Consider the following 12,156-nt stretch of genomic DNA (forward strand, 5'->3'; position numbering starts at 1 on the left):
GCGCGGCGCTGATCACGTAGAGCAGCAGCGCGAGCAGGTGCAGCGGCTCGGCGATCGTGATCGTGTAGTACGGCTGCACGAAGAAGTAGTCGAGGGTCAGGCCCGACAGCACGGCGGCGAACAGGGCCGGCCAGATTCCGCCGACCAGCGCGACAATGACGACCAGCAGCTGGAAGCCGAGGGTGTCGCTCGTCAGCGCCTCGGGTGTGCGCAGATACCACAGCGACGCGGTGAGCGCCGGACCGAGGACGACGGCGAGGACGAACCCGAGCACCATGCGTCGGGTCGTCAGCGCCCCGCGCGCCTTCGGAAGGACGAGCGCGTGCGTGCCCGCCGCCTGGTGGGTGACGATGTGCACGTCGATGTCACCGGATTCGCGGATGACGGTCTGGCCGACGCCCTGGCCGGTGAGGAACGCGAGCAGCCGGCCGCGGCGCGAGACGCCGATCACCAGCTGCGTCGCGTTCGACGCCCGCGCGAAGTCGGCGAGGGCCCGCGGCACGTCGTCGCCCACGACCTGGTGGTACGAGCCGCCGAGCTTCTCGACGAGAGCGCGCTGCGCGGCGAGCGCACCGGGGTGCGCCTCGCGCAGCCCCTCCTGCCCCGTGACGTGCACGGCGATCAGCTCGCCGCCGGCCGCGCGGGCGGCGATGCGGGCGCCACGCCTGATCAGCGTCTCGCCCTCTGGACCCCCGGTGAGCGCGACCACGACGCGCTCCCGCGCCTCCCACTTGGAGTCGATGCCGTGCTCGGCCCGGTAGGCCTGTAGCGCCGTGTCGACCTCGTCGGCGAGCCACAGCAGGGCGAGCTCGCGCAGCGCGGTGAGGTTGCCGAGGCGGAAGTAGTTGGACAGGGCCGCATCGATGCGCGTGGCCGGGTAGACGAGTCCTTCCGCGAGGCGGTCGCGCAGCGCCTGCGGAGCCAGGTCGACGACCTCGATCTGATCGGCGGCGCGCAGCACGGCATCGGGGATCGTCTCGCGCTGCACGATGCCCGTGATCTGCTCGACCACATCGTTGAGGGACTGGATGTGCTGGATGTTCACCGTCGTGAACACCGAGATGCCGGCATCCAGCAGCACCTCGACGTCCTGCCAGCGCTTCTCGTGCTCCATGCCCGGCGCGTTCGTGTGCGCGAGCTCGTCGACGAGCGCGATGTCGGGATGCCGCTCGAGCACGGCCTCGAGGTCGAGGTCGGTGAGCTCGACCCCGCGGTGGTCGATCACCCGACGCGGGGCGACCTCGAGCCCCTCGAGCATGGCGGCCGTCGCCGCGCGGTCGTGGGTCTCCACGACCGCGACGACGACGTCCTTGCCCTCCGCCTTCAGGCGCCGACCCTCTTCGAGCATGGCGTAGGTCTTGCCGACTCCCGGCGCAGCGCCGAGCAGCACGCGCAACCTGCCCCTGCCCATCGCGTGACCCCTATCTGTTTCCCGCTGGATCCATCTTGGACAGCTCGAGGTTCAACCGGACGACATTCACGTAGGGCTGGCCGAGGTAGCCGAGATCGCGCCCGTGCGTGTTCCGGTCGACGAGCGTGCGAACGGATGCCTCATCGAGGCCGCGCGTCGCGGCGACCTTCGCGACCTGCAGCTCTGCGTAGGCGACCGAGATGTCGGGGTCGAGGCCGGAGCCCGAGGCGGTCAGCGCGTCGGCCGGGATCTCGGCCGCCGTGACCCCGTAGGTCTGCTCGATGACCTTCTTGCGGTGCTCGATGGCTGCGACGAGGTCCGGGTTGTTCGGGCCCCAGTTCGAGCCGAGCGAGGCGTTGGCGTCGTAGCCGTTCGGCGCGGAATCCGAGGTCGCCGCCGACGGCCGCGACTGGAACCACTGCGTGAGCGGCTTTCCGTGTGCGTCGGTGAAGGACTGGCCGATCAGCGCGGAGCCGACGGTGCCGGCATCCGTCTCGATCTTCGAGCCGTTCGCCTGGCTGTGGAAGCCGAGCTGGCCGACCGCGGTGATGACGAGCGGGTAGGCGATGCCGAGGCCGACGGTCAGCACGATCATCGCGCGGATCGCCACCCCGTACTGGCGCATCGCGGCGCGCGTGGTGGAAGGCATTGTCAGTTCTCCTTGAAAGGGGTGCTCAGAACCCGGGGATGAGGCTGATCAGCAGGTCGATCAGCTTGATGCCGATGAACGGCGCGATGATGCCGCCGACGCCGTAGATCAGCAGGTTGCGGCCGAGCAGCGTCGAGACCGTCGAGGGGCGGTAGCGCACACCGCGCAGCGCCAGCGGGATCAGCGCCACGATGACGAGCGCGTTGAAGATCACCGCCGAGAGGATCGCCGAGTCCGACGAGTGCAGGTGCATGACGTTGAGCGCCTGCATGCCGGGGAACACCGCGACGAACATGGCCGGGATGATGGCGAAGTACTTCGCCACGTCGTTGGCGATCGAGAACGTGGTGAGCGCGCCGCGCGTGATGAGCAGCTGCTTGCCGATCGTGACGATGTCGATGAGCTTCGTCGGGTCGCTGTCGAGGTCGACCATGTTGCCGGCCTCTTTCGCGGCGCTCGTGCCCGTGTTCATCGCCACGCCGACGTCGGCCTGCGCGAGCGCGGGGGCGTCGTTCGTGCCGTCGCCCGTCATGGCGACGAGCTTGCCGCCGCCCTGCTCGCGCCTGATGAGCGCCAACTTGTCTTCCGGCGTCGCCTCGGCGAGGACGTCGTCGACGCCCGCCTCCTTCGCGATGACGGATGCCGTCACGGGGTTGTCGCCCGTCACCATGACCGTGCGGATGCCCATGCGGCGCAGGTCGGCGAAGCGCTCTTTGAGCCCGGCCTTGACGACGTCCTTCAGGTAGATGGTGCCGAGCAGGCGGGCGGTGCCGTCGGCGGCCCGCTCTGCGACCGCGAGCGGGGTGCCGCCGAGGCCCGAGATGTGGGCGACCTGCGACTCGAGGTCGGCGCGCGCCTCGGCGAACTCCGGCCCCGTTGCGCTCTCGGCGACCCAGGCCAGCACGGCGCTCGGGGCGCCCTTGCGCAGCTGCCTGCCGTCGGGCCGGTCGACACCGCTCATGCGCGTCTGCGCGGTGAACGGCACGACGGTTCCGGCAGCGCTCCCGCCCTCCGCCGGTCGAGTAGGTCGCTCTGCGACCGTATCGAGACCGTCTTCCCGCCGAGAGAGCTTCGCGGCGAGCACGACCACCGACTGCCCTTCCGGCGTCGGGTCGGCGACGGAGGCGCGAGCGGCGGCCTCGATCAGCTCAGCGGTGTCGGCGCCCGTCACCGCGCGGAACTCGGCCGCCTGCCGGTTGCCGTAGGTGATCGTTCCGGTCTTGTCGAGCAGCAGGGTGTTCACGTCGCCGGCCGCCTCGACCGCGCGGCCCGACATGGCGAGCACGTTGTGCTGCACGAGGCGGTCCATGCCGGCGATGCCGATCGCCGACAGCAGCGCGCCGATCGTGGTGGGGATGAGGCAGACGAGCAGCGCGACCAGCACGGTGACCGTCGGCGCGGCCTTCGCGAAGCCGGCCGTCGGCCCGAGCGCGAGCACGACGACCACGAAGATGATCGTGAGGCTCGCGAGCAGGATGTTGAGCGCGATCTCGTTCGGCGTCTTCTGCCGCGCGGCGCCCTCGACGAGCGCGATCATGCGATCGACGAAGGTCTCACCCGGCTTCGAGGTGATCTTCACCACGATGCGGTCGGAGAGCACGCGCGTGCCGCCGGTGACGGCGCTGCGGTCGCCGCCCGACTCGCGCACGACGGGCGCGGACTCGCCCGTGATGGCGGATTCGTCGACAGAGGCTATCCCCGCGACGATGTCGCCGTCGCCGGGGATCAGCTCGCCGGCGGTCACCACGACGATGTCGTTCAGCGTGAGCTCGGCCGAGGCGACCGACTCGGTGCGGGCCGCTTCGGCCAAGGCATCCGCGTTCGGGTCATAGCCCAGCACGCGGTTGGCGAGCGTCGTCGTGCGCGTCTTGCGCAGCGTCGCCGCCTGCGCCTTGCCGCGGCCTTCCGCGACGGCCTCGGCGAGCGTCGCGAACAGCACGGTCAGCCACAGCCAGACCGCGATCCACCACGTGAAGGCGTTCTCGGCGGCGGCAGCCGGGTGGGCGAAGAACTGCAGGAAGACGGCGAGCACCGTGGTGAGCGCGGCACCGACCTCGACGATGAACATGACGGGGTTGTGCCACAGGGCCCGCGGATACATCTTGCGCAGGGCCTCGGGCAGGCTCGTCCAGAGCTGTCGCGGGTTGAACGCGCCCGCCTGGGCGCGAGCGGGAACGGTGGTCATCAGTGCAGTCCTTCTGCGATGGGTCCGAGCGCGAGCACGGGGAAGTAGGTGAGTGCGGAGACGAGCAGCACGGTGCCGATGAGCAGCCCGACGAACTGCGGGCGGTGCGTGGGCAGCGTTGCGGTGGTCACCGGGATCCTGTCTTGAGCGGCGAGCGAGCCGGCGAGCGCGAGCACGAAGGCGATCGGCAGCAGCCGCCCGAGGAACATGGCCGCGCCGAGAGATGCGTTCAGCCACGGGGTGTTGGCCGTGATGCCGGCGAAGGCCGAGCCGTTGTTGTTCGCCGCCGAGGTGAAGGCGTAGAGCACCTCGCTGTAGCCGTGCTGGCCCGGGTTCCACATGCTCGTGTGCTCGAGGTCGTGCGTGATCGGCGGGATCGCGAAGCTGAGCGCGAGACCGACGAGCACGAGGGTCGGCGTGGTGAGGAAGTACAGCGAGGCGAGCTTGATCTCGCGGGCGCCGATCTTCTTGCCGAGGTACTCGGGCGTGCGGCCGATCATCAGGCCGGCGAGGAACACGGCGACGATCGCCATGACGAGCATGCCGTAGAGGCCGGTGCCCACCCCGCCCGGCGAGACCTCGCCGAGCATCATGTTGATGATCATCATCATGCCGCCGAAGCTCGTCATGCTGTCGTGCATCGACGCGACCGCTCCGGTCGAGGTGCTGGTGCCGGTGGTGTCGAAGAGCAGCGAGCCGATGATGCCGAGGCGCTGCTCCTTCCCCTCCATGGCGCCGCCGGCCGCGGCGATCGCGCTGTCACCGCCGCCGTGCAGCTCGAACAGCGTTCCGGCGACGAGGGATGCCGTGAACAGCACGCCCATGGCGGCGAGGATCGCGTAGCCCTGGCGGTTGTCGCCGACGATCCGGCCGAAGGTGCGCGGCAGGGCGAACGGGATGAGGAGCATCAGGAAGACCTCGAAGAGGCTCGTCCACGCCGTCGGGTTCTCGAACGGGTGAGCGGAGTTCATGTTGAAGAACCCGCCGCCGTTGGTGCCGAGCTCTTTGATGACCTCCTGCGAGGCGGTCGGGCCGCCGGGCAGGTGCTGCACGCCGCCCGCGATGGTGTGCACCGTCTCCACCTGGTTGAAGTTCTGGATGACGCCGCCGGCGATCAGCACGACGCTTCCGACGATGGCGATCGGCAGCAGGATGCGGGTCACGCTGCGGGTGAGGTCGACCCAGAAGTTGCCGATGGTGCCCGACTTCCGCAGCGCGAAGCCGCGCACGAGCGCGATCGCCACGGCGATGCCGACCGCGGCCGAGACGAAGTTCTGCACGGCGAGCCCGGCGAACTGCACCGTGTAGCCGAGGGTGAGCTCAGGCGAGTACGACTGCCAGTTCGTGTTGGTCACGAACGAGATCGCCGTGTTGAAGGCGAGCCCGGGCGGCACGTTCGGCAGGCCGAGCGCATACGGCAGCCATTCCTGCACCCGCTGCAGGATGTAGACGAAGAACACCCCGACGACCGAGAAGGCGAGCACGCCGCGCAGATAGGCGGGCCAGCTCTGCGCGGCATCCGATCGGACCCCGATCAGGCGGTAGAAGCCGCGCTCGAGCCCGAGGTCGCGCGTCGTCGTGAAGGTGTGCGCCATGTAGTCGCCGAGCGGGCGATAGACGAGCCCGAGGATGACGGCGAGTGTGGCGAACTGTGCGAGAAAGAGCCAGAGATTCACAACTTCTCCGGCTTCAGAAGGGCGTACACGAGGTACGCGAGAGAGGCGATGGCGAGGGCCGCCGCCACGATGTCGAAGAAGATCACAGCTTCTCGACCCTCTTGGCGGCGAGCGCCACGACGACGGCCAGGGCGATGATGCCCAGGATCCACAAAATGTCCACGAGTGACGAGTGAAGACCCGCGGGCGCGCGGCATCCGGCTCCCTAACGAAATCCTCACGGGGCGGCCGGGAACCCTAACGCGATCAGAACGGCCAGAGCACCGGCACGAGGGCGACCGCGACCACGAACGACCACGCCGACACGATCGAGCCGAGTCGCCAGAAGTCGCCGAAGCGGTAGCCGCCCGGCCCGTAGACCGAGAGCGTGACGGCATTCGCGAAGGGCATCACGAACGAGGTGCTCGCCCCGAGGGCGACGCCGAGGATCATCGGCAACGTCGCGACGTGCAGGTCGGTCGCGGTGGCGACGGCGATCGGCAGCATCACCAGCGCCGACGAGGTGTTCGAGATGAACTGGCTGAGCACCCCTGTGACGAGGAACAGCCCGATGAAGACCGCGTAGGGCCCCAGGCCGCCGATGCCCGTGACCACCTGGTCGCCGAGAAGGCCGGCGGCACCCGTCTTCGACATCGCGACCGCGGGCGCGATCATCGCGCCGATGAGGATGCAGGTGCTCCAGTCGACGCCCGCCACGAGCCGCGGCACCGTGACGACCCGCAGCAGCACCATGAGCACGGCGCAGATCGCCGCCGCGATCGCCGCGGGCACCACGTTGAACGCGAGCAGGCCGATGAGCAGGGCGAGCACGGCGAGCGCCAGGTAGGCGCGCGGGCCGAGAGCGACGACGGGGGCGGGGATTCCTGGTCGGGAAGAGCGCCGCTCGAGGCATCCGGCAACATCTGATCGCCGACCACCGGCCGGCGCTCGGGCAGCAGCCGCCTGCCGAGCAGCACGACGATGACGATGGTGCCGACCACCTGCGGGACGCCGACGAGGGCCCACGCGAAGAAGCCGAACGGGCCCGCGCCCGCCGTGTCGATCTTCTCGGCCGCGACGACGTTCACCGGGCTGCCGAGCAGGCTCAGGTTCGCGCCCGCCGTGCACGCGAACGCCAGCGGGATCATCAGCTTGGAGGGCGCCGTCGCCGTGCGCGCGGCGATGCCCGCGACGATCGGCACCATCGCGACGACGGCCCCGTTCATGCCCATCAGCGGGCTGAGCACGGCCCCGATGGCCATGATCGCCACGAGCCTCATGGTCGGGCTGCCGCCCGCGTGCCGGAGCAGCAGCTGACCGGCCCATGCCGCGACTCCGGATTCCTCGAGCGCCACGGCGATCGAGAAGAGGGACACGAGCAGGACGACCACCGGGTCGCCGAAGCCGCTCAGTGTCTCGCGCATGGTGAGCACGCCCGTGAGGAAGAGCACGAGTGCCGCCCCGACCGCGACGATGACCGCGGGGACCCGGTTCCACACGAAGAGCACCATCGCGAGCACGATGGTCGCCAGTGTGATCACGATGTGCGGTGTCACCGCTTCCGATCCTGCCGCAGACGTGCACGCTGGTCGAGTAGCTCGCTCTGCGACCGCATCGAGACCCCTTCCTCGCCAGGAGAGGGTCTCGATACGCCCGGCTTCGCGCGGGCTACTCGACCAGCGACCGGCGGGCGGGACGGCGGCGCTACGCCGCGCGCTGCGACGCGAGCTCGAACGCCCGCCACATCTCGGCGTAGTGGCCGCCCGCGTCGAGCAGCTCGTCGTGCGAGCCGACCTCGAGCACACCGCCGCCGCCGAGCACCACGATCCGATCCGCGGTCTTGGCCGTCTGCAGCCGGTGCGCGATCAGCACGGTCGTGCGACCGGCCGCCACGCGGTCCATCGCGGCGGTGACCCGCGCCTCGGCGGCCAGGTCGAGGTTCGACGTCGCTTCGTCGAGCAGCAGGATCGCCGGGTCGACGAGCTGCGCCCGCGCGAGCGCGATTAGCTGCCGCTGCCCTGCCGACAGCGACCGCCCCCGCTCGGAGATGGGCTGCAGATAGCCGTGCGGCAGCGCGGCGATGAACTCGTGCGCGCCGACCGCGCGGGCGGCGGCCTCGACCTCGACATCCGTCGCCTCCGGCCTGCCGTACGCGATGTTGTCACGCACCGTTCCGGTGAACAGGAACGCCTCCTGCGGCACATAGCCGAGCTGCGCGCGATACGCGGCGAGGTCGAGTGTGCGCACATCGTGGCCGTCGACGCGGACCGCGCCCCGGTCGACGTCGTAGAAGCGCGCGAGCAGCTTCATCACGGTGGACTTCCCAGCGCCCGTCTCGCCGACGAGCGCGATCGTCTCGCCCGCGGCGATGTCGAGGCGGATGCCCCGCAGCGCCTCGGGCGGCGTGGTCGGCGCGACCTCGACCGGCTCGAGGCCGCGGGCATCCCGGGGCCCGCGCTCCTGCGCGCCGGGGCGTGCCGTGACCGCCGGGTAGGCGAAGTGCACGTCGTCGAGCGTGATCGCGCCCGTGAGTCGGCCCGGCACGAGCGGCTCGGCGGCGGCGGGCGTGAGGCTCTTCAGCGCCATCAGCTCGGAGATGCGGCGCACCGAGATCGTCGTCTGCTGCCACGCGTCGAACACCTGCGAGAGCTGCTGGATCGGCGAGAAGAACATGTCGACATAGAGCAGGAAGGCGATCAGGGCTCCCGTCGTGAGGTGCCCGTTCAGGATGAGCCAGGCGCCGAGCCCCAGCACGATCGCGTCGGCCACCGACGACAGGAAGGCCACGAAGGGGAAGTAGGTCGCGACCAGCTTCTGCGCGGCGACGCGCGCCTCGAGGAACGAGTCGCCGAGCGCGTGGAACTGCCGCTTCGTCGCGGCCTCGTGCACGAACGCCTGCGCCTCGTGCACCCCCGACAGGCTTTCCTGGAAGTCGGCGTTCACCGCCGCGATGCGGTCGCGCGCCTGGTCGTAGAGCACCGCGGCGCGGCGTCGGAACGCCACGGTCGCGAACGCGAGCGGAATGATGACCAGCAGCACCGCGCCGCCGAGCAGCGGGTTCACGATGAGGATCGCGACCCCCACGCCGACGAAGGTCACGAACGACACGAGCGCCGCGAGCAGGCCGTTCTGCACCAGCTGCTCGAACTGGTCGATGTCGGTCGTCATGCGGGTCATGATGCGGCCCGCCATCTCGCGCTCGTAGTAGTCGAGCGACAGCCGCTGCAGCTGGGCGAAGATGCGCACGCGCAGCGAGAGCATGACGCGCTGCGCGGTGCGGCCCATCACGAAGGTCTCGGCGATCTGGTCGAAGAGGTCGACGAGCGTGACGAGGAGGAACAGGGCGGATGCCCCGAGCACGGCGTACGTCGACCCGGTGACCACCCCCTCGTCGATTCCGCTCTTGACCAGCACGGGGCCGACGAGCCCCGCGACGGCGTCGATCACCACGAGCAGCAGCCCGAGCAGCAGCGGCCGGCGGTAGTCGGCGAGCAGGGAGCGCAGCGAGAAGTGCGGCCTGTGGGCGCCCTCGCGGTCGATGTCGACCTCTGGGACGTCCTTCACGGGCGGTAGCTTGTCGACGCGGGCGATCAGCTCGGGGGTGGCGGCGAGGCCGCGGCGCATCATGCCGCCCCCGCCGGTGCCGCCGAGGCCGGGGCCGAGGCTGGGCGCGGCGGGCACGCGCGCAGCGCCAGCAGCGGCACCGCGGCCGGCGGCATCCGCGTCGCCCCGACGCCACGCTGCCGCCGTCACCCTGCCGGAGTAGGCGGCGACGGCGTCGACATCGCCGGTCGCGGCGGCGCCCCCGGCGGGCGCCTCGCCGTCCTCCATGCCCGAGAGCAGCGCGCGGTAGGCCGCATTGCGCTCCATCAGCTCGTCGTGGCCGCCCTCGTCGACGACGCGGCCGCCGTCGACGAGCACGACCCGGTCGGCGAGGTGCAGGGTCGACTGCCGGTGCGCGATCAGCACGACCGTGCGGTCGGCCATGACGTCGCGCAGCCCATCGTGAATGGCCTCCTCCGTGCGGGCGTCGATCGCGCTGGTCGCGTCGTCGAGGATCAGGATGCGCGGGTCCGCGAGGATCGCCCGCGCGAGCGCGACGCGCTGCCGCTGGCCGCCCGAGAGCGACAGGCCGCGCTCGCCGACGACCGTGTCGTATTTCTTGGGCAGCCGATCGATGAACCCGTCGGCTTGCGCGAGCCGCGCGGCGCGCTCGATCTCGTCATCGGATGCCTCGGGCCGGCCGTACGCGATGTTGGCGCGCACCGTGTCGCTGAACAGGAAGCTCTCTTCGAAGACGACCCCGATCTGCGAGCGCAGCGAGTGCAGCGTGAGACGGCGCACATCGATGCCGTCGACGCGCACGGTGCCGGCCGCGTTTCCCGAGGAACTGACGGGGTCGTAGAAGCGCGGGATGAGCATCGCCGCGGTCGACTTGCCCGAGCCACTCGCGCCGACGAGCGCCACGCGCTCGCCCGCCGCGACGCGCAACGAGAAGCCCGTGAGCGTCTCGTGCTCGCCCGCACGGCGGTCCTGCTCGTACGAGAAGTGCACGTCGTCGAACTCGATCTCGCCTCGGGCAGGCGTTCCGAGCGGGGTCGCTCCGGGGGCGTCCGCGATCGCGGGCGGCGTGTCGAGCAGCTGGGCGATGCGCTCGACGCCCGCGCGGGCCTGCTGCGCGATGGCGAGCATGCCGGCGAGCTGGCGGGCGGGCGCGAGCATCTGCGCGACGTAGGTCGAGAAGGCGAGGAACGTTCCCAGCGTGATGCTGCCGTGCAGGGCGAGGATGCCGCCGAGCGCCAGGATGCCGACCTGACCGAACGCCGGGATCGACTCGAGCAGCGGCTGGAAGCGGGACTGGATGCGCGTCGACCGCATCTGCGAGCCGTAGAGCCTGGTTGCGGAATCCGTCAGCCTCTTCAGCTCGCGGCGCTCCTGCCCGAACGCCTTGACGACGCGCACGCCGCCGGTGTCCTCGTCGACGATCTGAACGAGCTCGCCCTCCTTCTGCTGCGCGTCCCACGTGGCGGGGAACACGCGCGAGCGCATCCGGTAGCTCACGACGACGAGCGCCGGGATCAGAGCAAGGCCCACGAGGGCCAGCAGCGGCGAGAGCACGAACATCACGACGAGCGACAGCACGAGCAGCACGACATTGCCGCTGACGATCGGAAGGAAGTTGAGCAGCATCATGACGAGCCCCGAGTCGGAGTTCGCGCGGGCGACGAGCTGCCCCGTCGGCATGCGGTCGAGATTGGTGAAGTCCATCGACTGCAGGTGGTCGTGCATGTCGTTGCGCAGGTCGTTCTGCACCTCGAGCGCGACCTTGCCGCCGCGGTAGCGCCGCAGCCGGTTGAAGAAGAAGGTGGCCGCGGCGAGCGCGATGAGCGCGGCGAGCCAGACCCAGAGGCTGCCCTGGTGGTGGCCGATGACCGTGTCGACGATCTGCCGGGCCACGAGCGGCGTGAGCACCTGTGCTCCGCTGCCGAGCAGGGCGGCGCCGAGCGCGAGGTAGAGGCCCGTGCGGTGGCGCAGCACGTAGGACCACAGCCGCGCCACCCAGTTGATCTGCTGCGGGGAATCGCCGGCCGACGCCGTCGCGCGGGTCATTCGGCCGCCTTCAGCTCTGCCCGCCGCGTCGCCTGCTGGGCGGCGTGATGGCGCTCGATCGCGTCACCGAGCTCTGCGAGGGCGCGGATGCCTGCGCCGGGCTCGTTCATCAGAGAGGCGATCGCCCCCACGCGCTCTGCGAGGCGCGCCTTGGCCTCACGCACCTGCGCCTCTCCCGCGGCCGTGAGCGCGAGCGCCAGGGCGCGCTGGTCGCCGTCGACCTTCGCGCGCGTGACGAGCCCGCGCTTCGTGAGCGAATCGACCGTGGCGCTGATGGCCGGCTTGCCGACGGCGAGCCGCTCGGCGAGGCGGCTCGCGCGGTCCTCGCCGGCGTCGAGCGCGCTGAGCACCCGGAAGTCGGCGAGGCTGAGCGGCGCTGCGGAGCGCTCGAGCATGCGGGCGAGACGCGCGACGGCGTCGACGGCGGCCTCGAGTGAGGCGTCCGCTCGCTCGGCTGCGTGACTGTTCATGGTCTGAACTATACGCGGGATTGTTCGCCGTCTGAACTATGCGTTCCCGCGGGCAGCGCGCGAGGGGTGCACGTTCTTGTTTTCGCCTCTGTCCGAATCGGCCGAAACGCGGTAATTCGTACAAGTTCCTTTTGAGAGATGTGTGGGGGCCGCGCACAGCTCGTGCGCGATGAGGG

8 protein-coding genes and 1 pseudogene are annotated in these 12,156 nt (G+C 70.5%); all 9 read right to left on the reverse strand.

From position 1 onward, the window contains the following. A partial coding sequence (locus tag ACM2XV_RS07880) for a sensor histidine kinase (protein ID WP_487026538.1) occupies positions 1 to 1,411 on the reverse strand: 1,411 nt, incomplete at its 3' end. Positions 1,412 to 1,421: 10 nt separating this feature from the next. Continuing rightward, positions 1,422 to 2,060: a potassium-transporting ATPase subunit KdpC gene (gene kdpC / locus ACM2XV_RS07885; RefSeq protein ID WP_487026539.1), complete on the reverse strand. Its 639-nt coding sequence runs from the start codon at positions 2,058 to 2,060 to the stop codon at positions 1,422 to 1,424. A gap of 25 nt (positions 2,061 to 2,085) precedes the next feature. After that, positions 2,086 to 4,245 carry a potassium-transporting ATPase subunit KdpB gene (gene kdpB, locus ACM2XV_RS07890; protein ID WP_487026540.1) on the reverse strand — a complete coding sequence of 720 codons (2,160 nt, stop codon included), beginning with the start codon at positions 4,243 to 4,245 and terminating at the stop codon, positions 2,086 to 2,088. Then, positions 4,245 to 5,921, reverse strand: coding sequence for a potassium-transporting ATPase subunit KdpA (gene kdpA / locus ACM2XV_RS07895; RefSeq protein WP_487026541.1), 1,677 nt, complete (start codon positions 5,919 to 5,921; stop codon positions 4,245 to 4,247). The genes kdpB and kdpA overlap by 1 nt, the downstream gene beginning before the upstream one ends. Further along, positions 5,918 to 6,007: a K(+)-transporting ATPase subunit F gene (gene kdpF / locus ACM2XV_RS07900; protein WP_344776125.1), complete on the reverse strand. Its 90-nt coding sequence runs from the start codon at positions 6,005 to 6,007 to the stop codon at positions 5,918 to 5,920. Before kdpF ends, kdpA begins: the two co-directional genes overlap by 4 nt. Positions 6,008 to 6,167: 160 nt before the next feature. Then, entirely contained in the window at positions 6,168 to 6,731 is a 564-nt protein-coding gene (locus ACM2XV_RS07905) for an SLC13 family permease (protein ID WP_487026542.1), read from the reverse strand. 35 nt (positions 6,732 to 6,766) lie between these two features. Then, positions 6,767 to 7,411 (reverse strand): annotated as a pseudogene (locus ACM2XV_RS07910) (SLC13 family permease); the annotation flags it as partial. Positions 7,412 to 7,604: 193 nt separating this feature from the next. After that, a complete protein-coding gene (locus tag ACM2XV_RS07915) occupies positions 7,605 to 11,510 on the reverse strand; it encodes an ABC transporter ATP-binding protein (RefSeq protein ID WP_487026543.1) in 3,906 nt (1,301 codons plus the stop codon). After that, positions 11,507 to 11,980 carry a MarR family winged helix-turn-helix transcriptional regulator gene (locus ACM2XV_RS07920; protein WP_344776119.1) on the reverse strand — a complete coding sequence of 158 codons (474 nt, stop codon included), beginning with the start codon at positions 11,978 to 11,980 and terminating at the stop codon, positions 11,507 to 11,509. The genes ACM2XV_RS07915 and ACM2XV_RS07920 overlap by 4 nt, the downstream gene beginning before the upstream one ends. Positions 11,981 to 12,156 lie beyond the last annotated feature (176 nt).

This window comes from Gryllotalpicola sp. CP2-P1 (assembly GCF_057512245.1).

Bases quoted from the DNA above. Each gene is read 5' to 3' on its own strand.
- kdpC (WP_487026539.1), bottom strand. From the start codon at position 2,060: ATGCCTTCCACCACGCGCGCCGCGATGCGCCAGTACGGGGTGGCGATC.
- kdpB (WP_487026540.1), bottom strand. From the start codon at position 4,245: ATGACCACCGTTCCCGCTCGCGCCCAGGCGGGCGCGTTCAACCCGCGA.
- ACM2XV_RS07915 (WP_487026543.1), bottom strand. From the start codon at position 11,510: ATGACCCGCGCGACGGCGTCGGCCGGCGATTCCCCGCAGCAGATCAAC.
- ACM2XV_RS07920 (WP_344776119.1), bottom strand. From the start codon at position 11,980: ATGAACAGTCACGCAGCCGAGCGAGCGGACGCCTCACTCGAGGCCGCC.